Source organism: Herbaspirillum sp. CAH-3, assembly GCF_009668275.1.
Taxonomy (GTDB): domain Bacteria; phylum Pseudomonadota; class Gammaproteobacteria; order Burkholderiales; family Burkholderiaceae_D; genus Herbaspirillum; species Herbaspirillum aquaticum.
Genome location: NZ_VSWE01000009.1, coordinates 53,916 through 79,232 on the forward strand (window position 1 = coordinate 53,916; position 25,317 = coordinate 79,232).

21 protein-coding genes are annotated in these 25,317 nt (G+C 63.9%); all 21 read right to left on the reverse strand.

Translation table 11 applies throughout. The features are described from left to right. Positions 1-43: 43 nt before the first annotated feature. The 21 genes from FYB76_RS12775 to FYB76_RS12875 all read right to left on the reverse strand — a co-directional run bounded on the left by FYB76_RS12775 (position 44) and on the right by FYB76_RS12875 (position 25,317). Positions 44-1,285 carry a cystathionine gamma-synthase family protein gene (locus FYB76_RS12775; protein WP_154133888.1) on the reverse strand — a complete coding sequence of 414 codons (1,242 nt, stop codon included), beginning with the start codon at positions 1,283-1,285 and terminating at the stop codon, positions 44-46. Positions 1,286-1,453: 168 nt separating this feature from the next. Then, complete coding sequence (gene purF, locus FYB76_RS12780; protein ID WP_088754955.1) at positions 1,454-2,974, reverse strand: amidophosphoribosyltransferase; 1,521 nt, start codon at positions 2,972-2,974, stop codon at positions 1,454-1,456. 96 nt (positions 2,975-3,070) lie between these two features. Then, the gene (locus FYB76_RS12785) at positions 3,071-3,571 is read right to left on the reverse strand and encodes a CvpA family protein (protein ID WP_088754954.1); all 501 of its coding nucleotides are present in this window, start codon (positions 3,569-3,571) and stop codon (positions 3,071-3,073) included. Positions 3,572-3,605: 34 nt separating this feature from the next. Then, positions 3,606-4,592 (reverse strand): SPOR domain-containing protein, encoded by a 987-nt coding sequence (locus FYB76_RS12790; protein WP_154133889.1) that lies wholly within the window; start codon positions 4,590-4,592, stop codon positions 3,606-3,608. 106 nt (positions 4,593-4,698) lie between these two features. Continuing rightward, the gene (gene folC, locus FYB76_RS12795; protein WP_088754952.1) at positions 4,699-6,012 is read right to left on the reverse strand and encodes a bifunctional tetrahydrofolate synthase/dihydrofolate synthase; all 1,314 of its coding nucleotides are present in this window, start codon (positions 6,010-6,012) and stop codon (positions 4,699-4,701) included. Positions 6,013-6,143: 131 nt separating this feature from the next. Further along, complete coding sequence (accD, locus tag FYB76_RS12800) at positions 6,144-7,013, reverse strand: acetyl-CoA carboxylase, carboxyltransferase subunit beta (protein WP_034331674.1); 870 nt, start codon at positions 7,011-7,013, stop codon at positions 6,144-6,146. Between the two features lie 196 nt (positions 7,014-7,209). Continuing rightward, the gene (trpA, locus tag FYB76_RS12805) at positions 7,210-8,007 is read right to left on the reverse strand and encodes a tryptophan synthase subunit alpha (RefSeq protein WP_088754950.1); all 798 of its coding nucleotides are present in this window, start codon (positions 8,005-8,007) and stop codon (positions 7,210-7,212) included. Positions 8,008-8,082: 75 nt separating this feature from the next. Beyond that, on the reverse strand, positions 8,083-9,342 hold the full coding sequence (gene trpB, locus FYB76_RS12810) for a tryptophan synthase subunit beta (RefSeq protein ID WP_154133890.1): 1,260 nt from the start codon (positions 9,340-9,342) through the stop codon (positions 8,083-8,085). A 30-nt stretch (positions 9,343-9,372) separates the two neighbouring features. Further along, positions 9,373-10,041, reverse strand: coding sequence for a phosphoribosylanthranilate isomerase (locus FYB76_RS12815; protein WP_154133891.1), 669 nt, complete (start codon positions 10,039-10,041; stop codon positions 9,373-9,375). Positions 10,042-10,091: 50 nt separating this feature from the next. Continuing rightward, positions 10,092-11,000, reverse strand: coding sequence for a tRNA pseudouridine(38-40) synthase TruA (locus tag FYB76_RS12820; protein WP_154133892.1), 909 nt, complete (start codon positions 10,998-11,000; stop codon positions 10,092-10,094). 162 nt (positions 11,001-11,162) lie between these two features. After that, a complete protein-coding gene (locus FYB76_RS12825; RefSeq protein ID WP_154133893.1) occupies positions 11,163-13,904 on the reverse strand; it encodes a FimV/HubP family polar landmark protein in 2,742 nt (913 codons plus the stop codon). Positions 13,905-14,361: 457 nt separating this feature from the next. Beyond that, positions 14,362-15,474: an aspartate-semialdehyde dehydrogenase gene (asd, locus tag FYB76_RS12830; RefSeq protein ID WP_088755000.1), complete on the reverse strand. Its 1,113-nt coding sequence runs from the start codon at positions 15,472-15,474 to the stop codon at positions 14,362-14,364. A 121-nt stretch (positions 15,475-15,595) separates the two neighbouring features. Then, positions 15,596-16,666 carry a 3-isopropylmalate dehydrogenase gene (gene leuB, locus FYB76_RS12835; protein WP_017452965.1) on the reverse strand — a complete coding sequence of 357 codons (1,071 nt, stop codon included), beginning with the start codon at positions 16,664-16,666 and terminating at the stop codon, positions 15,596-15,598. Between the two features lie 93 nt (positions 16,667-16,759). Continuing rightward, on the reverse strand, positions 16,760-17,407 hold the full coding sequence (leuD, locus tag FYB76_RS12840; RefSeq protein ID WP_034333116.1) for a 3-isopropylmalate dehydratase small subunit: 648 nt from the start codon (positions 17,405-17,407) through the stop codon (positions 16,760-16,762). 121 nt (positions 17,408-17,528) lie between these two features. After that, on the reverse strand, positions 17,529-17,660 hold the full coding sequence (locus tag FYB76_RS12845) for an entericidin A/B family lipoprotein (protein ID WP_008330868.1): 132 nt from the start codon (positions 17,658-17,660) through the stop codon (positions 17,529-17,531). Positions 17,661-17,696: 36 nt separating this feature from the next. Further along, entirely contained in the window at positions 17,697-19,097 is a 1,401-nt protein-coding gene (gene leuC, locus FYB76_RS12850; RefSeq protein ID WP_088754944.1) for a 3-isopropylmalate dehydratase large subunit, read from the reverse strand. A 232-nt stretch (positions 19,098-19,329) separates the two neighbouring features. Continuing rightward, on the reverse strand, positions 19,330-20,151 hold the full coding sequence (locus FYB76_RS12855; RefSeq protein ID WP_186450089.1) for a M48 family metallopeptidase: 822 nt from the start codon (positions 20,149-20,151) through the stop codon (positions 19,330-19,332). Between the two features lie 175 nt (positions 20,152-20,326). Continuing rightward, positions 20,327-21,415 carry a chorismate synthase gene (gene aroC / locus FYB76_RS12860; protein ID WP_088754942.1) on the reverse strand — a complete coding sequence of 363 codons (1,089 nt, stop codon included), beginning with the start codon at positions 21,413-21,415 and terminating at the stop codon, positions 20,327-20,329. Positions 21,416-21,511: 96 nt separating this feature from the next. Further along, positions 21,512-23,401, reverse strand: coding sequence for an MFS transporter (locus FYB76_RS12865; protein ID WP_154133894.1), 1,890 nt, complete (start codon positions 23,399-23,401; stop codon positions 21,512-21,514). 396 nt (positions 23,402-23,797) lie between these two features. Then, positions 23,798-24,040, reverse strand: a complete 243-nt coding sequence (locus FYB76_RS12870) for a DUF2274 domain-containing protein (RefSeq protein WP_004883121.1) — start codon at positions 24,038-24,040, stop codon at positions 23,798-23,800. Continuing rightward, positions 24,037-25,317 carry a TrbI/VirB10 family protein gene (locus FYB76_RS12875; protein WP_004883119.1) on the reverse strand — a complete coding sequence of 427 codons (1,281 nt, stop codon included), beginning with the start codon at positions 25,315-25,317 and terminating at the stop codon, positions 24,037-24,039. Before FYB76_RS12875 ends, FYB76_RS12870 begins: the two co-directional genes overlap by 4 nt.

Sequence of the window (25,317 nt, forward strand, 5' to 3'; positions counted from 1 at the left end):
CGGGCGTGTTGTTTTCTTCACTTCGGCTTGAAACCAGCGTAGATCAGGCCTCCAGCGCCTGGCGGAAATCGGCCACCAGGTCATCGGTATCTTCCAAGCCCACGGAGACACGAATCAACGATTCGGCGATGCCCATGCTGGCGCGGCGCTCGGCGCCCATCTCGTAGAAGATGGTGTGCGCCACCGGGATCACCAGCGTGCGGGTGTCGCCCAGGTTGCTGGCCGCCACGGCCAGGTTCAGGCGGTTGAGGTAATCGAAGCAGTCGATGCTGTCCTTCAGCTCGAATGACATGAGGCTGCCGAAGGAGCGGAACAGCTGCTTGCACAGGGCGTGCTGCGGATGCGACTCCAGCCCCGGATAGTAGACCGCCGCCACGCGCGGATCGGCTTCCAGCATCTGGGCCAGCGCCAGCGCATTCTTGCATTCACGTTCCTGGCGCAGGGCCATGGTCTCGGCGCCGACGGCGATGTGGTGTGCCGCTTCCGGACCCAGCGTCGCGCCGAAGTCGCGCAGCGCCTTGGCGCGGATCTGCGCCATGCCCCATTGCGGGGCCGGGTTCTTCTTGTAGCTGTCGGCAATGTGCGGGTAGCGCGTCCAGTCGTATTCACCGGTATCGGTCAGGGCCCCACCCAGGGCATTGCCGTGGCCGCCGATGGACTTGGTCAGCGAATTGACCACCAGGCCGGCCCCGACCGTCTTGGGACGGAACAGGTAGGGCGAGGTCATGGTGTTGTCCACCACGTAGAGGATGCCGCGCTCGCGGCACAGTTCGCCGATGCGCTTCAGGTCCGCCACCTGGGTGCGCGGGTTGGCGATGGTTTCCACGAAGACCAGGCGGGTCTGCGGCGTGATGACCGCTTCCACGTTCTTCACATCGGTAGCATCCACCATGGAGACCTTGGCACCCTGCGCGCCCACCGTCATCCAGAGACTATTGGTATTACCGAACAGGAAAGCCGACGACACCACATGATCGCCCTCGCGCAGCAAGCCCTGGACGATGGCACCAATGGCGGCCATGCCGGTGGCAAAACAGATGGTGGACTTGCCGTCTTCCATCTTGGTGATCTTGTCTTCCAGCGCCGACACCGTCGGGTTGCCCTGGCGGCCATAGCGATAGCCGGGCTGCTTGCCCTGGAACACTTCGGCCAGCTGGCGCGCATCTTCGTAGCCGAAGGTCACGGAGGTGTGGATGGGCTTGTGCAGCGAGCCGTGTTCGATGCCCTTCTGGCGGTCGCTGTGGAGGATGGTGGTGGTGAAGCCGTAGGTCTTTTTATCGTTCATCGCGTAGTCGGAAAGGCAGAAGAAATGAGCAAGGCCGGCGCAGGGCCAAAGGCAAAATGATAAGCCAGATTCCCGCCGGCTGGTTTGCACGGCACATCAACGCAAAACGCCGGTACCGCCAAAGCGGCCACCGGCGTCCTGGTCCAGCCTGGAGTCAGGCGGCGAAGGTCAGTCCACGCGCGCCAGGTTCAGGTTCAGCTGGGAACGCACCACATCTTCCAGCGCCGGCTTGGGGTTCTTGCGGGCGTATTCGATGCGGTCCAGGTATTCCTGGGTGATGTCGCCGGTGATGTAATGACCGTCGAAGCAGGAGGCCTCGAATTGCTTCAGGGCCGGGTTGGCGTCGGAGATGGCACGCTTCAGGGCTTCCACGTCCTGGTACACCAGGGCATCGGCGGTGATCTCGCGGCAAACCTCTTCGTCGCTGCGGCCGAAGGCGATCAGTTCGTCACGGGTCGGCATGTCGATGCCGTACACGTTGGGGAACTTCACCGGCGGCGCGGCCGACGCGAAGATCACGTTCTTGGCACCCGACTCGCGGGCCATCTGCACGATTTCACGGCTGGTGGTGCCGCGCACGATGGAATCATCCACCAGCAGCACGTTCTTGCCCTTGAACTCGCTGCCGATGGCGTTGAGCTTCTGGCGCACCGACTTCTTGCGCAGTGCCTGGCCCGGCATGATGAAGGTGCGGCCGATGTAGCGGTTCTTGATGAAGCCTTCGCGGTACTCGATGCCCAACTTCAAGGCCAGTTCCATGGCCGCCGGACGCGAGGAATCGGGAATCGGCATGACCACGTCGATCTCGCCATGCTTGAACTGGCTACGGATCTTGTCGGCCAGGAACTCGCCCATCTTCAGGCGGGTGGCGTAGACCGAGGCGCCATCGATGATGGAGTCCGGACGGGCCAGGTAGACGTATTCGAAGGCACAGGGGTTCAGCGTCGGGTTTTCGGCGCATTGCTGGTTGTACAGCTTGCCGTCGTTGTCGATGAAGATCGCTTCACCCGGGTTGACGTCGCGCAGGAAGCGGAAGCCCATGCCTTCCAGGGCCACCGATTCGCTGGCCATCATGTATTCGATGCCCTTGTCGCTCTCGTTGAAGCCCAGGCACATCGGACGGATGCCGTACGGATCGCGGAAGCCCAGGAGGCCATAACCGGCGATCTGCGCTACCACGGCGTAGGAGCCGCGCACGCGCTTGTGGACCATGGCCACGGCCTTGAAGAGCGCCGCCGGATCGAGCGAGTAGCCGGTGGTGGCTTGCTGGATCTCGTGGGCCAGCACGTTCAACAGCACTTCGGTATCGGAATCGGTGTTGATGTGGCGGCGATCGTTCTTGAACATCTCGATCTTCAACTGTTCCGCATTGGTCAGGTTGCCGTTGTGCGCCAGGATGATGCCGAAGGGGGCATTGACGTAGAAGGGCTGCGCTTCTTCTTCCGAGGACGAGCTGCCTGCGGTCGGATAGCGCACCTGGCCGATGCCGGTGTTGCCGGGCAGCGAGCGCATGTTGCGGGTACGGAACACGTCGCGCACCAGGCCATTGGCCTTGTGCATCGAGAAACCGTTGCTGTGGTTGGTTGCGATCCCCGCCGCATCCTGGCCGCGGTGCTGCAGCAGCAGCAGCGCGTCATACAGCATCTGGTTGACGGGACTATGAGAGACGATACCGACGATGCCACACATGGTGGACTCCTAACGAAAAACGAAAACGAAAATGAACCACGACTGCCACGCCACTCCCGCGATCCGGAGGTCCCCGCCACGGGGCCGTCCATCCGCTCACACCGGAGTGGAAAAACTCACATGCTCGGCCAGCTTGCCCGGCAGGTAAGGCAGCACCGCTTCGGCGGCCTGCTCGACCCAGGGGCTGAAGCGTGCCTGCTTCCAGAAATCCTGCTGCGGAATGGCCGTGGTACCGCACAGCAAGGCCACCGCCACCACCAGCAACACCCCGCGCGCCACGCCAAAAATGCTGCCCAGCGTGCGATCGAGGAAACCCAGGCCGGTCGCCTTGACCAGCTCGCCCAGCGTCTTGGCCACCAGCGCCATCAACAGGCGCGTACCGATGAACAGCGCAATGAAGGCCACGATCAAGCGCGTCAGTTCACCCGGCACCACATCAGGCAACATCGTCGACAGCGCCTCGCCATAAGTATTGGCCACCACCAGCGCGACGATCCAGCCGGCCAGGGACAACACCTCGCGCACCAGTCCGCGCAGGGTGCCGATGATCACTGAACAAACAAGGATCAGCAGCACCAGGTAGTCAAATATCGTCACGATGACAACAATATGCGGCTATCTGTAGCCAAATTCAAGCAGGAACAATCGTGGCATTCAGGCCCAGCTTCTTGATTCGGCCGCCCATGCGCTCGGCTTCCTCGCGGCTGGCGAAGGGGCCCACGCGAATGCGCGTGCGCTCTCCTGCCTCGGTTGCGATCTTTTGCGTATACGAATGGATGCCGGCGGCGCTGAGCTTGTTGCGCAATTCATTGACCTTGTCCTGGGTGGCCAGCGCAGCCACCTGGATGACGAACTTGCCGCCAGCAGCGACCGGTTTCTTCTCCGCCGGGGCCGCAGCCGCACTGGCCGGCTTGCCTTCCAGGATCGCCAGCGCTCGCGCCGCATCGTCGTCGGCGGTGTGCGCAGGCGCCTTGGGCTTGGCAGCTTCCTTCTTCGGTTCTTCCTTGTGCTCGGCCACGGCCGGCTTCTTTTCCTCGGCCTTGTGCACCGGCTTTTCAACAGGCTTCTCGACCGGCTTTTCGGTCGGTTTTTCGCTCGCCTTCTCCACCACCTTGGGCGCCACCGCGGCCACCGGCGGCGTCACCGGCTGGGCCGGGGCAGCCGGCGTGGCTGCAGCCGGTTCAGGGGCGATGCTGGACGGCTCGACGATCTCTTCCTTCTGGTCCAGCGAGGCTTGCTTGCCATCGCGGCCACCCGGCTGGGCCGCATCGGCAGCCGGCTGGTCCTTGGACGGGATCTGGATGGCGATGTCGTCGTTGAGCGGCTTGGGCTCGGAATCGAGGATCATCGGCAACACGATCACCACCGCCAGTGCCAGCGCGACGGCGCCGATCAGGCGGCGGCGGGCGCGTTTCTTTTCTGGCAACAGCGGATCGGCGGCGGCATCCTTGCCCGCCTTGCTGCGGCTGCTGCGGCCGGTGCCAGCGGCGCCGTTGGCTGCACTGCGGCTGCTACGGCTGCGGATGACGGAAGATTGCTCCTCGGAACGTGAACGGAAGGACCCTTGGTCAGCAGAAGAATCCTGCTTGTTTTTACGGAAAAACGAGAACAAGCCCATGCGGAGTCGTCTTGAATTGATCTGGAAATCGTGGAAAACCTGCCTGGCCACTCAGGCCCTGGCACCGCCTGGCAAAGGCGGCCGGCTCCGGAACGCGGGTTCGGGATCAGTGCAGACCGGGGCGGCGCGCCTGCATGACGCCGGCTACGGTCAGGAAGGACCCGAAAACCACAATTCTATCATTCTCCCCTGCTCTGCTTAATGCATTTGCATACGCCTCGGCCGGTGTAGTGAAGGTTTCTACGCTGCGCGCCGCGTCCCGCCTGAATTCCGGCTGCACGCCGGCGCCCAGCAGGGCCTCCTTGAGCTGTTGCGCGCTGGCCGCGCGCGGCAGCGGCAGATCGGTCACGCACCAGTGGTCGATCTTGTCCTTGAGGTGGCCGATGACGCCTTCGATGTCCTTGTCCAGCATGGAGCCGAACACCGCATAGGTATAAGGGTGGAAGCCCATGTTGTCCAGGTTCTGCGCCAGCGTGGCGGCCGCATGCGGATTGTGCGCCACGTCCAGGATCACCAGCGGCTGGCCCGGCAGCACCTGGAAGCGGCCCGGCAGCTCCACCGTGGCCAGGCCAGTACGCACTTCCTGGGCACCCACGGGCAGCACTTCACGCAGGGCTTCCAGCGCGGCCAAGGCGGCCGAGGCGTTCAAGATCTGGTTGGCGCCGCGCAGGCTGGGATAGGCCAGCGAATTGCGGCGCATACCACGTCCGCCGTAGGCCCATTGCTGCTTGTCGCCCTGGTAGTTGAAATCACGGCCCATCAGCCACAGGTCGGCGCCAATCTTCTCGGCGTGGGCAATGAGCGACTTGGGCGGCACCGGGTCGCCGCACACGGCCACCTTGCCGGGACGGAAGATGCCGGCCTTCTCGAAACCGATCTCTTCGCGGGTCTCGCCCAGGTATTCGGTGTGGTCGATGTCGATGCTGGTGACGATGGCCACATCGGCATCGATCACGTTGACCGCATCCAGGCGCCCGCCCAGGCCGACTTCCAGGATCACCACATCCTGCTTGGCATCGGCCAGCAGCTTCATGATCGCCAGGGTGGTGAATTCGAAATAGGTCAGCGAGATGTCGCCGCGCTGCGCTTCCACCGCTTCGAAGGCGGCAATCAGCTGGGCATCGCTGGCCATGTCGCCGGACAGGCGGGCCCGTTCATTGAAATGCAGGAAATGCGGCTTGATGTACAGGCCCACGCGGTAACCGGCGCGCAACAGGATCGATTCCAGCATGGCGCAGGTAGAACCCTTGCCATTGGTGCCGGCCACCATGATGACGGGGCAGTCGAAGCGGATGTCGAGCTTTTCCTTCACGGCCTGCACGCGGTCCAGGCCCATGTCGATCTGCTTGAAATGGCGTTGTTCCAGCAGGGCCAGCCATTCATTGAGGGTGGCGGGAGTCGGGGAGGCTTGGGAAGTCATGGCGCGTCTCGGTCGGTGAAGCGGCTGCTCGAAAAACGGATTACGGATTACGGATTACGGCTTGCGGATGTCGAAAAGACAAAGCCCGGATTTGCACTTCTGCAAATCCGGGCCTGAAGTATAGCGGCTAATCAGGAAACCGTTTCGGCGGACTGATTTTGCAGCAAGGCCAGCAGATGGGCGATTTCCTCGCGCATCTTGCGGCGGTCGACGATCATGTCGATGGCGCCCTTGGTGACCAGGAATTCGGCACGCTGGAAGCCTTCTGGCAGCTTCTCGCGCACCGTGTTCTCGATCACGCGCGGGCCGGCAAAGCCGATCAGCGCCTTGGGTTCGGCCATCACCACGTCGCCCATGAAGGCGAAGGACGCCGAGACGCCGCCCATGGTCGGGTCGGTCAGCACGCTGATGAAGGGCAGCTTCTTTTCCGACAGCTTGGTCAGCATGGCGGTGGTCTTGGCCATCTGCATCAGCGACAGCAGGCCTTCCTGCATGCGCGCACCGCCCGTGGCGGTGATGCAGATGAAGGGGACCTTCTGTTCCAATGCCGCCTGGGCACCGCGCGCAAAGCGCTCGCCGACCACGGAGCCCATGGAACCGCCCATGAATTCGAACTCGAAGCAGGCCACCACGACCGGCAGGGTCATGATGGCGCCGCCCATGACCACCATGGCGTCGGTTTCGCCGGTGGATTCCATGGCGTCCTTGAGACGATCAGGGTACTTCTTGCTGTCCTTGAACTTCAGGGTGTCGACCGGCAGGGCTTCCTGGCCGATCTCATAGCGGCCGCCTTCGTCGAGCAGGGCATCGAGACGAGCGCGGGCGCGGATGCGCATGTGGTGGCTGCACTTGGGGCAGACATGCAGGTTCGATTCCAGGTCGGTACGGTACAGCACGGCCTCGCAGGAGGGGCACTTGACCCACAAACCTTCCGGGATGGCTTTGCGGCTGGTGGAGCCGCGTTGAATCTGGGGTGGCAATAACTTCTCGAGCCAGCTCATAGAGACCTCATAGATGTTTCCGGTGGCGCGCATTGTACCAGAGCCCACCGGCGGCGGACGTAAAGCACGGTCATGCTTTCCGGCTGACAATAAAATGCCGCTGCCCGCTTGCGCCATATCAAAAAACAAAGCCCCCGGACGCTGCCGGAGGCTCCTCATTGCGCTCCCCTGCCCTGCCAGGCCGGGGCGCTGCCGTTCAGGCGTCCAGCGCCTGGCGGATATCGGTGACGAAGGCTTGCACTGCTTCGCAGGCCTTGTCGTGCGGGGTATTTTCCAGCTCGGCGATGATGCGGCTGCCGATCACGACGCCATCGGCCACGCTGCCGACGGTGCGGGCGGTAGCGCCATCCCGGATGCCGAAGCCCACCGCGATGGGCAGCTTCACGTGCTGGCGGATGGCGGCGATGCGCTCGGCCACTTCGGCCGTGTCGATATGGCCGGCGCCGGTGACGCCCTTCAACGAAACGTAATAGCAGAAGCCGCTGCTGACGGCCGCCACCTGGCGGATACGCTCTTCCGAGGAGGTCGGGGCCAGCAGGAAGATCGGGTCCATGCCCTGGGCCTGCATCTTTTGGGAGAATTCTTCACATTCCTCGGGCGGATAGTCCACCACGATGGTGCCATCCACGCCCGCCTCGCTGGCTGCGGCGATGAAGGCATCCACGCCAAAGCGTTCGATGGGGTTGGCATAGCCCATCAGCACGATGGGGGTGTGGCTGTTGGTCTTGCGGAATTCACGCACATAGCCCAGCACGTCGTGGGTGCTGATGCCGAATTTCAGGGCGCGTTCGCAGGCGCGCTGGATCACCGGGCCTTCGGCCATGGGGTCGGAGAACGGTACACCCAGTTCGAGGATGTCGACGCCGCCAGCCACCAGCGCATGCAGCAGCGGCACGGTCAGCTCGGGAGCCGGGTCGCCGGCGGTAATGAAGGTAATGAGCGCCTTGCGCTTCTGCTCGGCCAGTTGGGAGAAGGTGGTCTGGATTCTGGACATGATGAGATGAATTGTTTTGTCGAAACCACCGGCCGGCCCCGCAGGACCGGCCGGCACGTGCGCGCCGGCCTGGGGTCAGGCCTGGTGCTGTTGCACGGTATGCATGTCCTTGTCTCCACGGCCGGACAGGTTGACCAGGACGATCTGATCCTTGGGCAAGGTGGCCGCCAGCTTGGCCGCATGGGCCAGGGCATGGCTGGACTCCAGCGCCGGGATGATGCCTTCGATGCGGCAGCAGTTGTGGAAGGCTTCCAGCGCTTCGGCATCGGTGATGCAGGCATAGCTGGCGCGGGCGCTGTCCTTGAGCCAGGCGTGTTCCGGACCCACGCCCGGATAATCCAGGCCGGCCGAGACCGAATGGGTCTCGATGATCTGGCCGTTGGCATCCTGCAGCAGGTAGGTACGGTTGCCGTGCAGCACACCGGGCGAGCCCAGCGTCAGCGAGGCCGAGTGGCGGCCGGTCTCCAGGCCATCGCCTGCCGCTTCCACGCCGACCAGCTTGACGTCCGGATAGTCGATGTAGGGATAGAAGATGCCCATGGCGTTGGAACCGCCACCGACGCAAGCCACTACGTAGTCCGGCTGGCGCGAAGCGATTTCCGGCATCTGCTGGATGCACTCGTTGCCGATCACCGACTGGAAGTCGCGCACCATCATCGGATAGGGGTGCGGACCGGCGACGGTACCAATGATGTAGAAGGTGGTCTCGACGTTGGTGACCCAGTCGCGCATGGCTTCATTGAGCGCATCCTTCAAGGTCTTGGAACCGGATTCCACCGGCACCACCGTGGCGCCCAGCAGGTTCATGCGGTAGACGTTCTGCAGCTGGCGCTTCACGTCTTCGCTGCCCATGTAGACGATGCATTCCATGCCGAAGCGCGCACAGATGGTGGCGGTCGCCACGCCGTGCTGGCCGGCGCCGGTCTCGGCGATGATGCGCTTCTTGCCCATGCGCTTGGCCAGCAAGGCCTGGCCGATCACGTTGTTGATCTTGTGGGCGCCGGTGTGGTTCAGGTCTTCGCGCTTGAAGTAGATCTGCGCGCCGCCGGCGATCTCGGACCAGCGCTTGGCGTGATACACCGGGCTGGGGCGGCCGACGAAATGCTTCAGTTCGGTATGGAATTCGGCCAGGAACTGTTCGTCGTGCTGATATTTCGCATAAGCGTCGCGCAGCTCGTTCAAGGCCAGGGTCAGCGTCTCGGAGACGAAGCTGCCGCCGTAGGGACCGAAGTGGCCACGGGCGTCGGGCAGGTTGTAATGGGCCGTCTGGTGCAGGGCGGCGGCGGGAATGGCTTGACGCTCGGCGAAACCGCCGAGGGGATTCAATTCTTTCATGGTGTTCCTCTGAAACTCTTTGGGGGTGCGCTACACGGGGGTAGCATCGGCCAGACGCACGGCCTGGATGAAGGCCTCTATCCTGGCGGCATCCTTGATGCCCTTGGCGGCTTCGACGCCACTACTGATGTCGACCGCGTACGGGCGAACGCCTGCCACCGCCTCAGTGACGTTGTGTACGCTCAAGCCACCACTCAAAACGGCCCGAGGCGCGAGTTCTTTTGGAATGAGAGACCAATCGAAAACCTTTCCGCTGCCGCCATACTCCTCGACCAGGGTGTCGAGCAGCAGTCCGGTGAAAAACGGACTGGCGGAGCGATATGCCTGCTCGTATTCTAACAAATCCGCGGGCTGCGTCGAACTTCCTATTCTGGCCGCGCGCATGAAGGGTCTGACAACAGCCCGGGCGATGGCGGCGCACTGCTCGGGCGTTTCGTCGCCATGGAACTGCAGCACCGTCAGGGGGGCCTCGGCCAGCACCTGCTGCACCTCTTCCAGGGTCGGATTGACGAACAGGCCAACGATGCTCACGAAGGGCGGCACCGCACGGGCCAGCTCGCCGGCACGCTGCGGCGTCACGTAGCGCGGGCTCTTGGGATAGAACACCAGGCCCAGCGCATCGGCGCCAGCGGCCACGGTGGCACGGACATCCTCTTCACGGGTCAGGCCACAGATCTTGATGCGGGTACGAAAGCTCATGGAGATTGCCTCATGGGTGAATACTTCGACTGGTCAGCCTGCTGACGCACTTACAGCCAGGGCCAGGAACGCGCCTCCTGCGGCAGCGCCCAGCTATCCGGATAGTCGACCCGCGCCAGGTACAGGCCGTCAGGCATGAAGGTCGGCGCGGCGCGGCTGCGGTCGCGCAGGGCCAGCACCTCTCCTATCCATTCCGGCCCCTGCTTGCCGCTGCCGACCACGATCAAGGAACCGACGATGTTGCGCACCATGTGGTGCAGGAAGGCATTGGCCTTGAGGGTGAAGACGATCATGTCGCCGTGGCGGCGCACGGCGATGCTCTCCATCTTGCGTACCGGGGACTTGGCCTGGCATTCCACGGCGCGAAAGCTGGTGAAGTCATGTTCACCGATCAGGTGTTGCGCGGCCTGGTGCATGCGGTCCGCGTCCAGCGGGCGGAAGGTCCAGCCGGCTTTGCCGGCCAGCAGCGGCGAGCGCACCGCGTGGTTGTAGAGCACGTAGTGATAGGTCCGGGCGATGGCCGAAAAACGCGCATGGAAACCGAACTGGGCCAGGCTCTCGGCCCCCTCCCGCTCTGCCCCGTGCAACTCGGCCGCCTGGGCGGCGGCACTGGCACCGGCAATGGCCGCATCATCGACCCACGGCAGTTCGCAAGCCCAACGCACCGCGATCGTGGGCGGTAAAAACGCATTGGTGCCACGCACCCATGAAAAGCTGTCGCGGGCAATGGCCGTATCGAAATGCACCACCTGCTCCAGCGCATGGACGCCCGAATCGGTGCGGCCGGCGCAAGTGGTGGCAATCGAGGTCGTACTGAAGCGCTGCAGGGCCGCTTCGAGCTGGTCCTGCACGGTCTGGCGGTGCGGCTGGGTCTGCCAGCCCTGCCAGCTGGCGCCGTCATATTGCACGCCCAGCACCACGCGGCGCAGCCCCTGGGACGGGGAAGAAAGTTCTGTCATGGATATTCACTGCTTGTCGCCAGCGGCCGGGGTCCTGCGCGAGCCTGCAGAAAGCTTCATACAGCCCGCACACCACGGTCTGGCGGCACGATAAAAACGAACGGGCAGCTCATGCGAGCTGCCCGCGAGATGAAGCTATTGTAATCGCTCTGGAGGGCGGGATCAGCCCAAGGCGGCGATCATGGCCTTGGCGCGCGCCACCTGGGCGTCGTTGCCGCCGCGCATCACCTCTTCCAGCAATTCGCGGGCGCCTTCCTTGTCGCCGATTTCTTCATAGGCGGCGGCCAGGTCCAGCTTGGTGGTCATCTCCTGCTCGAAGGCCGATTCCTCATCCTCTTCCAGGATGTTCGCCGCCGACGGGGCCGGCGTGTCTTCCGGCAGGCTCAGGTCCAGGTCGGCCAGGGTCGTGGCAGCCGGCGCATCGTCAAGACTGTCCAGCAGCATCGAGGCCGAAGCCGCGCCGCTGGAAGCCGGCAGGATGGGCTCGTCGGCATCCGGCTTGGCGCCGTTTTCCAGATCCAGGTCGAAGTCGATGTCGCGGCCCAGGTCCATGGGGGCTGCCGGTGCAGCAGCGGCTTCCGGCTGCACCTCGGCGGCCTTGAAATCGGACAGGTCGAATTCCATGCCCGGGGCTTCTTCAGGCTCAGGCTCCGGCTCGGCAGGCGTACCGCCATAGAGCGGATTGGTCGGATCGATGGTCAGGCCCAGCGCTGCGGCCTTGACCCAGGTCTCGTTGAGGCCGCCGCTGAGGGCATGCAGGTTCAACGCCACGCGGTTGAAATTGTCGACGTCACCGCGCTTGGCGTAGATCTCCAGCAGCTTGGCATGCAGGGCCTGGCGCTCGGGCTGGGCCTGCAAGGCCAGCTTGAGGATGTCCTCGGCCTGTTCGTCACGGCCGTAGGCGATGTACATGTCGGCCTCGGCGATCGGATCGACCGGGGCCTCCTCCACCACGGCCGCTTCGGCCGGTGCCGCCACGGGCTCCACCACCGGTTCGGCTTCGGGCTCGGGCTCGGGTTCAGGCTCGGCCACCGGGACGGCGGCGGCGACGACAGGCTCGGGGGAAGGGGCAGGCTCAGGCTCGATGGCAGGTTCAGCCGGTCCGTCCTCGGACTTCTTCTTGCGGCGGCGCATGGCCAGCACGCCACCACCGGCAGCCAGCAGGGCCACCAGGAGGCCTGCTCCGGCGAGGATGTAGGGATTCTCCTTGACCTTGTCCATGAAACCGCCGGACTTGGCGGCTTTGTCCGCCGGTGCGGCCGGGGCCGCAGCCGGGGTGGCCGGAGCAGCCACGGGGGCCGGTGCGGCAGCAGGCGCGGGCTTGTCCTCCGGCTTGGTCTCGCCACCCTCGGCCGGCTTGTCGGCGGCAGCCGCCGCCATGGCAGGCGCTGCTGCCGGCTTGGCGGCCTCGGCCTCCTTCTGTTGCTGGGAGGTCAGGTCGGCGATGGTCTTGTTCTTCAGCTCCAGCAGTTTCTGGAGATTGTCGACGTTCTTTTCCAGGTCCTTGACGCGGTCATTGGCTTCGGCCAGGGCGCGCTCGCTGGCCGCCTTGTCTTCGGCCGCAGCGCCGGCATTGCCGGTCTTGCCACGGGTCTTGCTGGCGCGCGAGAGCTCCAGGCGATCACGCGCATCCTGGGTGCCGGAGCGCTCCTCCACCCGCGCGGTGATCTTGCCACCGCCGCTCTGGCGGTTGCTGCCCGCCTTGCCGGCAGGCGCGTTGGCCACCTGGCCGGCCAGCTTGTTGCGATAGGCGTTGAAGTCCTGGGCTTGCGCCACCACCATGCCGCGTGCTTCGTCACGGTCAACCGCCGCAGCGGTTGGCTGATCCGGGATCGCCAGGATCTTGCCGGCGCGCAGGCGATTGATGTTGTTGCCCTGGAAAGCATCCGGATTGGCGCGGTAAAGCGCGATCAGCATCTGGTCCAGCGAAACATTGGCTTGCTGGTTGCGGGCGGCGATACCGGCCAGGGTGTCACCCTGCTTGACGCGGTAATCACCGCTCTTGCCAGCGGCCGGGGCCGCCGCCGGGGCTGCCGGTGCCGAACCGCTGCCCGAGGCGGCGGGTGAGGCCGGGGCGGCGGCCATGGCCTCCGGGCTGGCCGAGGCCGGGGTGTTTTCAGCAGCGGCTTGCTGGCGGCGGATCAGTTCTTCGGCCAGTGCGGAAGGGGCCGCACGCTGCACGATGCTGGTGGCAGGCTCTTCGCCGCTGACCGGAATCGGGGCGCTGGGGGCAGCCGCGGCTGCCGGTGCGGCCTGCGCGGCAGGCGTCGCGGGTTCAGCCGCCGGAGCCGCGGGAGCCGCTTGCGTCGCTGGAGCCGCCTGTGCGGCGGCCGGTGCCGCCGCAGACGCCGCAGCCGTTTCCGGCGCAGCCGGTGCGGGTGCAGCAGCCGCAGCAGGCGCGGCAGGCGCAGCACTGGCAGCCGCCGCCGGCGCATTGCCCGGCGTCAGCGGCGCGACCTGGGCATTGCGCGGGGTCTTGCTGTCCGGCGGGTCGAGCAGGAAGGTGTATTCACGCAACTGGCGCGATTCGCCGGAGCCCAGTTCCAGCAGCAGGTCGACGAAAGGATCGCTGACCGGCTGGGAAGAACTGATGCGGATGAAATGACGCCCCTGGCGCTGTTCCAGCACGATGGACAAGGAGCTCAGGACCGGGTTGTAGTCCATGTTGGCGCGGCGGAAAGCCTCGGCCGGCGCCAGGCGTGCCGTCAGCTTGCCTGCTTCGGCTGCGGCGACCGAGGTCACCTCGATTTCGGCCCGCAGCGGCTGTCCCAGTGCCGACAGCACGGTCAGCTTGCCCAGGGCGGCGGCTTGCGCCCCCAGCGGCAAGGCCATGGCCAGCGCAAGGGCGGCGCTGAGGGTCTTCATCTGGGATCGGGCAAGCTTCTTGTTGGTATTTACAGGCATGTTTTGTTTGGCTTAGAGAAACGTTCCGCTTCAAACCCGTCACGCTGGCCTTGGACCCGGTGCTGGCCCGGGAATGCCGTACAACTCCGTGAATGGGGCAAGTGCCGCGCGGCCTCTGGAGCCGGCCCGCGCCACTCCGGTACTGGCTTGCTGTTATGGCGCCTCTTCTTGCAGGCCAGCGGACCGGAGCAGATCCATTTCATCAAATCCAGCAGGCGCTCAACGAGAGCGCTGCCACTTGTTGGCTTTCATGAAATAGATTGGCTTTTCAACTTATCATCAAGAACTTACACCCGCAAGTGTACTTACTTTCTCAAGATGAGAAAAACCCGCCAGCCTCCACAGGGGTGGAAGCTGGCGGGCTATTGTTGCAGACTGACAACGCGAAAGGCAAGCCTTATTCGCATTGCAGCATCGCCTGCGCACTGATGACCGGGATCGCTCCCGGCCAGCGGCATCACTCCAGGTTGCCCAGGATGATGCGCAGCATGCGGCGCAGCGGTTCGGCCGCGCCCCACAGCAGCTGGTCGCCGATGACGAAGGCGGAGATGTATTCCGGACCCTGGTTGAGCTTGCGCACACGGCCCACACCGATTTCCAGGCCGCCGGTGATGGACGCCGGTGTCAGTTCCTTGACCGTGATGGCACGGTCATTGGGCACCCACTTCACCCACTGGTTGCCGGCACGGATGATGGACTCGATCTCGGCCAGGGGCAGGTCGCGCTTCAACTTGATGGTCAGCGCCAGGCTGTGGCAGCGCATTGCGCCGATACGCACGCACAGGCCGTCCACCGGGATGATCTGCTCGTTGCCCAGGATCTTGTTGACTTCCGCCTGGCCCTTCCACTCTTCCTTGGACTGGCCGTTTTCCAGCTGGGCGTCGATCCAGGGGATCAGGCCGCCGGCCAGGGGCGCGCCGAAGAATTCGGTCGGCACGTCTTCACGGATGGTCTTGGCGACCTTGCGGTCGATGTCCAGGATGGCCGAGGACGGGGTTGCCAGCTCGTCGGCCACGGCCGCGTTGATGACGCCCATGCCCTTCAGCAGCTCGCGCATGTGGTTGGCGCCGCCGCCGGAAGCGGCCTGGTAGGTCATGGAGCTGACCCACTCGACCAGGCCTTCCTTGAACAGGCCGCCCACGCCCATCAGCAGGATGGAGTTGGTGCAGTTGCCGCCGATGTAGTTCTTCACACCCTTGGCCAGCGCATCCTTGATGACGTTGTTGTTCACCGGATCGAGCACGATCACGGCATCATCCTTCATGCGCAGCGAGGAAGCGGCGTCGATCCAGTAGCCATCCCAGCCAGCGGCGCGCAGCTTGGGGAAGATCTCATTGGTGTAGTCGCCGCCCTGTGCGGTGATGATGATGTCGCATTTTTTCAGCTCTTCAATGCTGTTGGCGTCTTTCAGGGTCGTTGCCGTTTTGGCAAACGACGGCGCCTTGCCGCCCGCATTCGAAGTCGAGAAAAACACCGGTTCGATGTGATCGAAATCACCTTCGTCCTGCATGCGTTGCATCAGGACCGAACCCACCATTCCACGCCAGCCAACCAAACCAACCAGTTTCATCATCTTTCCCTATTTAGAACTTCCATGGTGAACAAATCAGATTGAACACAATTGCGCCGGACCATCCGGCATTTCAAGCACCCGGCCGCACCATTTGGGGCACGGCCAGGCGACGTTGATCTCAGGCGAGGGCCTTGACCACGGCTTCACCCATCTGCTGGGTGTTGACCTTGGTGCAGCCTTCTTCATAAATATCGGCGGTGCGCAGACCTTGCGCAAGCACTTTCTTCACTGCGTTCTCGATGCGATCGGCCTGCTCGGCACGGTTCAAGGAGAAGCGCAGCATCATCGCCGCCGACAGGATGGTCGCCAGCGGATTGGCGATACCCTTGCCGGCGATGTCAGGGGCCGAACCGTGCGAAGGTTCATACAGGCCCTTGTTGTTGGCATCCAGCGAGGCCGAGGGCAGCATGCCGATCGAACCGGTCAGCATGGCTGCCGCGTCCGAGAGGATGTCGCCGAACATGTTGCCGGTGACGATGACGTCGAAGTTCTTCGGCGCCTTCACCAGCTGCATGGCGGCGTTGTCCACGTACATGTGCGACAGCTCGACGTCCGGGTACTCCTTGCCGACTTCGGTGACGATGTCTTTCCAGAACTGGAAGGTTTCCAGCACGTTGGCCTTGTCCACGCTGCACAGGCGCTTGCCGCGCTTGGCGGCGGCCTGGAAGGCGACGTGGGCGATGCGGCGGATTTCCGGTTCCGAATAGCGCATGGTATCAAATCCTTCACGCGCACCCTTGAACGGACCGTCCGGCGCCTCGCGCATGCCGCGCGGCTGGCCGAAATAGATGTCGCCGTTCAGTTCGCGCACGATCAGGATATCCAGGTTGGCCACCAGCTCAGGCTTCAGCGAAGAAGCACCGGTCAGTTCCGGATAGCAGATCGCCGGACGGAAGTTGGCGAACAGCTGCAGGTGCTTGCGCAGGCCCAGGATGGCTTGCTCGGGACGCAGGGCGCGCTCCAGCTTGTCGTACTTCCAGTCGCCCACGGCACCGAAGAGGATGGCATCAGCTTCCTTGGCCAGCTTCAGGGTGCCGTCCGGCAGCGGGTGGCCGTGGGCCTCATAGCCGGCGCCGCCGACCGGGGCGGTTTCCATTTCGAACTTCTCGTCCAGGGCGTTGAGCACGCGGACGGCTTCATCGACGATCTCGGGACCGATGCCGTCACCCGGCAGGATAGCAATCTTCATGGCTTCTCTTTCTCAGTGTTTCCAGCGTTCTTGGAATAGTAACGACAAGGGCGGCCATCTGACCGCCCTTTGCTGTTGTCTCGACGATCCTCTTCAGATCGTGTTGCTCAGCCAGGGCTGTTCGTGCAGGTGTTTCTCTTCGTAGGCACGAATGGTGTCGGCTTTGCGTAGGGTCAGGCCAATGTCGTCGAAACCGTTCAGCAGGCAGTACTTGCGGAATTCGCTGATGTCGAACGGATAGACTTCGCTGCCATTGGTGGTGCTGACGACCTGCTTTTCCAGGTCGATGACCAGGCGATAACCCGGGAAGGCCTTGACCTCATTGAACAGGTGATCGACCTGTTGTTCAGTCAGGACGATGGGCAGCAGCCCGTTCTTGTAGCAGTTGTTGAAGAAGATGTCGGCGAAGCTGGGCGCGATCACGGCACGGAAGCCGTACTGGTCCAGCGCCCACGGCGCGTGTTCGCGCGAGGAGCCGCAGCCGAAGTTCTTGCGCGACAGCAGGATGGACGAACCCTGGTAGCGCTCCTGGTTGAGCACGAAATCGGGATTGAGCGGACGCTTGCTGTTGTCCATGCCCGGCTCGCCGTGGTCCAGGTAACGCCATTCGTCGAACAGGTTGGGGCCGAAGCCGCTGCGCTTGATCGACTTCAGGAACTGCTTGGGGATGATCGCATCGGTATCGACGTTGGCGCGATCCAGCGGCGCCACCAGTCCTTCATGCACGATAAATTTATTCATGAGCTTGACCTTGGGTCGGCGGGGCGATTGCTCTGCCCTACCCTTCCTGTTTCCTGTTCAAAAACTGAAGCTGCGGCACGCTGGCCGCAGCCTTGCACTGTCTGATCCTGCTAATTTCTGCTTATTTCTTGCTGGCATCCTGCATCTTTTCGCCGACCTTTTCGACATCCTTGCCGAAACCATTGACGGTATTGCAACCGGCCAGCGCACCCAGGGTGACGGCCAGCAGAACCAGAGCGGAGATTTTTTTCATGGTTGTTTTCTCTCGAAAAGATTCACAAGCAAGCGCTTACAGCGAACGCACATCCACGAAGTGACCGGCGATACCGGCTGCCGCCGCCATGGCCGGGCTCACCAGGTGAGTACGGCCACCGGCGCCCTGGCGGCCCTCGAAGTTGCGGTTCGAGGTCGAGGCGCAGCGCTCGCCCGGTTCCAGGCGGTCGGCGTTCATGGCCAGGCACATGGAGCAGCCCGGTTCACGCCATTCGAAACCGGCATCGCGGAAGATCTTGTCCAGGCCTTCACGTTCGGCCTGTTCCTTGACCAGCCCCGAACCCGGCACCACCATCGCCAGCTTGACGTTGGAGGCGCGGAACTTGCCACGCACCACCTTGGCCGCTTCGCGCAGGTCTTCGATGCGGGAATTGGTACAGGAACCGATGAAGACCTTGTCGATGCGGATGTCTTCGATGGGGGTATTGGGCTTCAGGGCCATGTAGGCCAGGGCCTTTTCCATGCCGTCGCGCTTGGTCGGGTCCTTTTCCTTGTCGGGATCGGGGACGCGGGCGTCGATCGACACCACCATCTCGGGCGAGGTGCCCCAGGTGACCTGCGGCTTGATCTCGGCGGCGTTCAGGGTCACGACCAGGTCGAACTTGGCGCCCTGGTCCGAATGCAGGGTGCGCCAATACGACACGGCGCGCTCCCAGTGCGGGCCGGAGGGCGAGAAGGGACGGCCCTTCAGGTATTCCAGGGTGACGTCGTCGAAAGCCACCATGCCGGCGCGGGCGCCTGCTTCGATGGCCATGTTGCAGACCGTCATGCGGCCTTCCATGGACAGCGAGCGGATCGTCGAGCCAGCGAATTCGATGGCGTAGCCGGTACCGCCGGCGGTACCGATCTTGCCGATCACGGCCAGCACGATGTCCTTGGCGGTAACGCCAGCCGGCAGCGCACCGTCGACCTGCACCAGCATGGCCTTGGACTTGCGCGCCAGCAGGGTCTGCGTGGCCAGCACGTGTTCGACTTCGGAGGTGCCGATGCCATGGGCCAGCGCGGCAAAGGCGCCGTGGGTCGAGGTGTGCGAGTCGCCGCAGACCACCGTCATGCCCGGCAGCGTGGCGCCCTGCTCAGGGCCGATCACGTGCACGATGCCTTGACGCTTGTCGTTCATGCCGAAGTACGTCAGGCTGAATTCTTTTGCATTGCCGTCCAGCGTTTCGACCTGCAGGCGCGAGATCGGGTCGGCGATGCCTTGGGCGCGGTCGGTGGTGGGGACGTTGTGGTCCGCCACCATCAGGTTGGCCGAGTTCCGCCAGGGTTGGCGACCGGCTAGCTTGAGGCCTTCGAAGGCTTGCGGGCTGGTCACTTCATGGAGCAGGTGGCGGTCGATATACAGGATGGCGGTACCGTCATCTTCCGTATGAACGACGTGCGACTCCCAGAGTTTGTCGTAGAGCGTCTTGAGCATGTTGCGGTCCGGCGGAAACGAGAAAGGGGTGCTGAACGGGAAAAATAGCTTTTGATTATGCCATAAAGCGACAGGTCTGACCTCCCCGCCGTGTTTTCCGCCGCGTTGCAACAACAGAGAATAATGCTGCAAGGCAGCAGAAAAAGCGCAGGACGTGCGGCGCGCATGAAAAACCCGGCATTTCTTCCGTGGCGGAAGAAATGCCGGCTCGCTCTTTCTGAACTTGCTTGAATCAGCGCTTGCGGGTCTGCTGGTAAAGCGGTTCAACGCGCTGGGCGTAGACCGTCAGGTCGGCGATGCGCTCGCTGCTGGAGGGGTGGGTGGACATGAACTTCATCGGCTCGTCGCCGCCCAGGCTGGCCATCTTCTGCCACAGGGTGACGGCGGCCTTGGGGTCATAGCCGCCACGCGCAGCCAGTTCCACGCCGATGCGGTCGGCTTCGGTTTCATTGGCGCGCGAATTGGGCAAGCCCATCAGGCCCATGTACAGGTATTGGCCGCCCTGCTTGCCCACGTCGCCCAGGCCCAGCAGCGCAGCACCGATGGAGATGGCCGAATTGGCCACCACCTGCTGCGAAGCGCGCTCGCGGGCGTGCTCACGCAGGGCGTGGGCAATCTCGTGGCCCATCACGGCGGCCAGTTCATCGTCGGTGATCTTGAGCTTGTCGATCAGGCCGGTATAGACCGCGATCTTGCCGCCGGGCATGCACCAGGCATTGGTCTCATCAGAACTCAGCACGTTGACTTCCCAGTTCCATTTCAGCGCATCCGGACGGAATACGCCGGTTTGCGGAATCAGGCGATTGGCGATGGCACGCACCCGCTGCGCCTGGGCGGCATTGCGATTGAGCAGGCCCTTGCTCTTGGCCTCGGCCAGCACCTGGGCGTATTCCTTGGCGGAAGACGCTTCCATCTCGGCCGAAGACACCAGCATCTGCTGCTTGCGGTCGATGCCGACGGCGCCGCCTTGGGTGGTCTGGACGGTTTCGCAAGCCACCAGGCCCACCAGGGCTGCGGCCAGCAGACTGTTCTTGATGATAGGGTTGAGCACCATGCCCGCCTCCATTTGAGTAATTGATATTGATCTCGGGTCCGGTCTGCTGGCGTGCTTGCTGCCGCCAGTCAGCCGTGAGCCGCTTCGACCCGGCTCTTTGCAAATTGTTTCAGGCAAGAAAAAACCGGCGACCGCATGCGCGATGGCCGGCTTGCTGGCAGGGCTTGCCGACCGCTCAGCGCAAGGCTGGCGTCTCAACCTTCACATCGCCGCATTGTGCGCGATGACGCAGGGCGTGATCCATCAGCACAAGGGCCAGCATGGCTTCGGCAATGGGGGTGGCGCGAATGCCCACGCAGGGATCGTGGCGGCCGAAGGTTTCCACCGAGATCGGCTGGCCGTTCTTGTCGATGGACGGGCGCGGCGTGCGGATGCTGGAGGTCGGCTTGATGGCAATGGAAGCCGTGATGTCCTGCCCGGTCGAGATGCCGCCCAGGATGCCGCCGGCGTTGTTGCCGACGAAGCCTTCCGGGGTCAGCGCGTCACCGTGCTCGGAACCCTTCTGCGCCACCGAGCGGAAACCGGCACCGATCTCCACGCCCTTGACCGCATTGATGCCCATGAGCGCATAGGCGATCTCGGCATCGAGCTTGTCATAGAGCGGCTCGCCCAAACCCACCGGGACGTTCTGCGCCACCACGTCGATGCGCGCGCCGATGGAGTCGCCGTCCTTGCGCAGGGCATCCATGTACTCTTCCAGGCGCCCGATGATGCTGGCGTTGGCCGCGAAGAAGGGATTGTTGGGGACGTGTTCCCAGGATTCAAAGGGAATGGCGATCTCGCCCAGCTGGCTCATGCAGCCCTTGAAGGTGGTGCCGTATTTCTCGAACAGCCACTTCTTGGCGATGGCCGCCGCACCCACTACGGGGGCCGTCAGGCGCGCGGAGGAACGGCCGCCACCGCGCGGGTCGCGGATGCCGTACTTGTGCCAGTAGGTGTAGTCGGCATGGCCGGGGCGGAAGGTATCGAGGATGTTGCCGTAATCCTTGCTGCGCTGGTCCTGGTTGCGGATCAAGAGCGCAATCGGGGTGCCGGTGGTCTTGCCTTCGTAGACGCCGGAGAGGATCTCCACCGTATCCGGCTCCTGGCGCTGGGTCACGTGGCGCGAGGTGCCGGGACGGCGGCGGTCCAGTTCGGGCTGGATGTCGGCTTCGGAGAGCGTCATGCCCGGGGGGCAGCCATCGATCACGCAGCCGATGGCCGGGCCGTGGGATTCGCCGAAGGTGGTGACGGTGAAGAGCGTGCCGAAGGTATTGCCGGACATGATGGAATTCGCGCAAAAATTGGGGGAAACCGCGATTCTACCAGCCTCGGCGGCCGCCGACGAGCCGCGCCGGACGGCGCGCTCGCCCCGGCCGGCTTATTTCCAGTCGCCGCGCAGCGCCCTGACCTGCTCCTGCAGGCCCTCCGGGCTGACCGCTACGGGCGCGATCGGCTCGCCCACCGCCAGTTCCAGGCGCGAGAACAGCCCGCGCTTGAAGGTGCGCGCCACCGGATTGCTGGGGTCGCGCGAGAACAGGCTGCCCCACAGCCCGCGCAGGGCCATGGGCAAGACCGGCACCGGGCTGCGGTCGATGATCTTCTGCACGCCGCCCTTGAAGGGGTTGATCTCGCCATCGCGGGTCAGCTTGCCTTCCGGGAAGATGCACACCAGTTCCCCCTCGTGCAGGGCCTGGGCGATATCGACGAAGGCCTTTTCGGTCAGCCACGGGTCTTCCTTGACCGGCGCAATCGGGATGGCCCGCACGTTGCGGAACAGCCAGGACATCACCGGAATCCTGAAAATCTGGTGATCCATCACGAAGCGCACCGGGCGCGGGCTGGCGGCCATGATGGCAATCGCATCCACGTAGCTGACGTGATTGCACACCAGCACAGCCGGTCCCTCCTCAGGAATGGCCTGGCCGTTGATGATGCGCACCCGATAGAAGGTATGGATCAGGATCCAGGCCAGGAAGCGGATCAGGAACTCCGGCACCAGCGAGAAGATGTAGACCGCCACCACGCCATTCATGATGGCCGTGGCCAGGAAAATCTGCGGGATCGTCAGCCCGGCCTTGAGCAAGACCATGGCCACCAGGGCCGAGACCACCATGAAGAGCGCATTCATGATGTTCATCCCGGCAATGGTGCGCGAGACATGGGCCGGGTCGCAGCGGGTCTGGATGAGCGCGAACAGCGGCACGATGTACAAGCCGCCGAACAGGCCGATGCCCAGGCAATCGAACAGGATGCGCCAGCTGCCGCCCTGCGCCAGGAAGCCGCCCAGGTCCAGCATGGCCGACGGTGTGACATAGGCCTGGCTGGCGAAATACAGCTCCAGCCCGAACACCGACAAACCGATCGAACCGAAGGGCACCAGCCCGATTTCCACCTTGTGCCCGGAGAGCCGTTCGCACAGCAGCGAACCGACACCGATGCCGACCGAGAACACCGCCAGCAGCAGCACGAAGACGCTATGGTCGCCATGCAGGTAGTTCTTCGCGTAGACGGGGAATTGCGCCAGCATGATGGCGCCATAGAACCAGAACCAGGAATTGCCCAAGAGCGACAGGAACACCGGCCGGTTGCGGCGCGAATAGCCGAGGTTGCGCACGGTCTCGGTGAAGGGATTCCAGTTCACCTTCAGCTCCGGCACCGGGGCCGGCGAGAGCGGAATGCGCAGGCTGGCCAGCCAGCCCAGCACGGCGATGCCGATGGTGATGCCGGCCACCAGATGCAAGCCCCAGGGCTTGTGCACCACCAGCACCGCCCCCAGGATTTCCCCCAGCAGGATGCCGACGAAGGTGCCCATCTCGATCAGGCCATTGCCGCCGACCAGTTCCTCGCGCTTCAACTGCTGCGGCAGGTAGGCGTATTTCACCGGCCCGAACAGGGTGGAATGGATGCCCATGCCGATCACGGCGGCGATCAGCAGCCACAGGTGATGGGTCATCCAGCCATAGGCGGCGATGCCCATGATGGCGATTTCCAGCAGCTTCACGAAGCGCGCCACCCTGCCCTTTTCCAGCTTGTCGGCCAGTTGGCCGGAGGTGGCCGAGAACAGGAAGAAGGGCAGGATGAACAAACCCGGAATGAGGTTGTTGAGCAGGCCCGGATCCATGTCCGTCCACGACAGGGCGTCGTAGGTGAGGATGGTCAGCAGCGCCGTCTTGAACACGTTGTCGTTGAGGGCGCCAAGGAACTGGGTCCAGAAGAAGGGAGCGAAGCGCCGTTGGGAGAAGAGCTTGAACTGGCTGTTCTTTTGCATGGGCAGTCAGGTTGAGGGAGCAAGGGCGCAGCCTACGCTGCGCGGGTCAGGATTGGCAACAATACCAAAGGGCAAGAAAAGCGGGAAAGAAAAGCAGGCAATAAAAAATGTCCGCAGTCAAGCGATTGTTGAAATCAGCCTGATGGCCGGAAGTCTATATGGGGTGCGGGTTTGGCTCTACTTCGGGCCGCCTTGCGGGGCTGTGGCGTTGTGGGCTGGGAGCCACATAGGAGCTTCGCGGTAGAAAGCCCGAGCGTGCTGCATCGGGGGCGGTTGCCTGCAGGCGGTAGCCGCGTTTGGTCTTCATAGCCCAATCGGTCGCCGTCCTCCAGAATGAAGAACGCGCAGCCTTGGGCTGCGCGTTTGAGGGATGGCCGCCAGCGGAAACCGGCATCATCAGCTTGGCTTCGGCGGCGCGGCCTTGCCCGCGCCTCCCTTCCTGAATCCCCGATCTCCGACCATGAAGGCTTCTAGCATGTGCGGAATTAGCACCGTGGCATCGACCGCCTCGCCGTAGGTCTGCGCGTGCAGCGTAGCGTAGCGGTCGAGGTCGGCTTTCAGGCTGGCCGGGCAAGCAAAAGTCAGCTTCGTGGATTCCGTTTTCGGCAGCGGCCCGAGCCGTAGCTTGCGCGTCGTCATCGCGAAGTCCCCCTGTTGAAGAAAAGTGGCTGGTACGGCCGCAGCACCAGATCGCGGTTGACGATGATGCGAACCGGCAAGCCGGGGCGCTCCGTCAAGGTGGGCTGGATGTTGAGGTTGCGCCGGGTCATCTCCTGACCGACCTGATTGATGCTGTCCTGGGCGCTATCGCGGCCGGCGATGATGACGCGATCACCGTCCTGCCGGTTCTCCGGCGCAGCCAGTTCGGCACCGATGCCCAGTAGCGTCGTCAGTGCCGCACCGGCAAAGACGCGATCCCAATGCCAATCCACATCATCTTCCAAGCCGGCGTAGCCGGCCGGATCGGTGCCGGCCAAGTTGTCGAGCTTGAGCGAAGACGTGTCGGGCAGGATGATCCGGTTCCACACCACTTGCACGCGGCTCTGCCCGTAGCTGACCTGGCTGTTGTATTTGCCCAGGATGCGTGACCCCTGCGGGATCAGCAGGAACTTGCCGGTAGCCGTGTCATAGACCGGCTCCGTCACTGTGGCGATCACATCGCCCGGCAAGTCCGACTTGATGCCCGTCACCAGCGCCCCGGCGACCACCGTTCCGGCCATGACCTGATACGGCGACGCCGGCAGCGTCAGGTTGCCGGAATCACGGGCTTCCGTGGTTCCGGCTTTCTGGAATGCCTCTTTCTGGTCTTGCCGGTTCTGCACGGCGGTCGGGTCGGCGGGCTGGGCCGCCGTCGACGCAGGCCCGGCCGCCAGCGGGTCGAAGGCCGCATTGGCGGTGAAGCCCGGCGCAGCGGCTACCTGTGTCTGCGCCACCGGCGCGGCCTTCTGCGAACCAGAGCGGAAGAACACCGCCGATGCCGCTGCTGCTTCGGCTTCCTTGCGCAACGCGTCGTTGGGGTCGTTGCCGGGGGCCGCGTAGGCGGCCGTCACCGGCTGCTGCGACTTCACAATGGCCGGGCCAAGATCGCCTGGCAGCGGCGGCCCCAACTCCGGCACGGATGCCGCCAAGGGGGGCGGCAGCTTCGAGTAGTCCGCCGGCAGCGCGTCCAACCCTTCGGACTTCGAGACGCGATCGACGTTGTAAAGCTCGGTCTGCTCGCCTGCACCGCGCCGCTGCGGTTGCAGCGACCACATCAGCGCGCCGAGCACAGCGACCGAGAGACCGCCGACGAGGATGGCCAGCGTGCGCCGGTTCAGGCGCGTGACCGGGCGCGGTTGGGCGCGCAGCGCAACTGCCTCGGGTGCCACCTTGCCCGCATGCGGCGTGGCGAGGTCGGGAGTGTCGTCCTGGCTCAT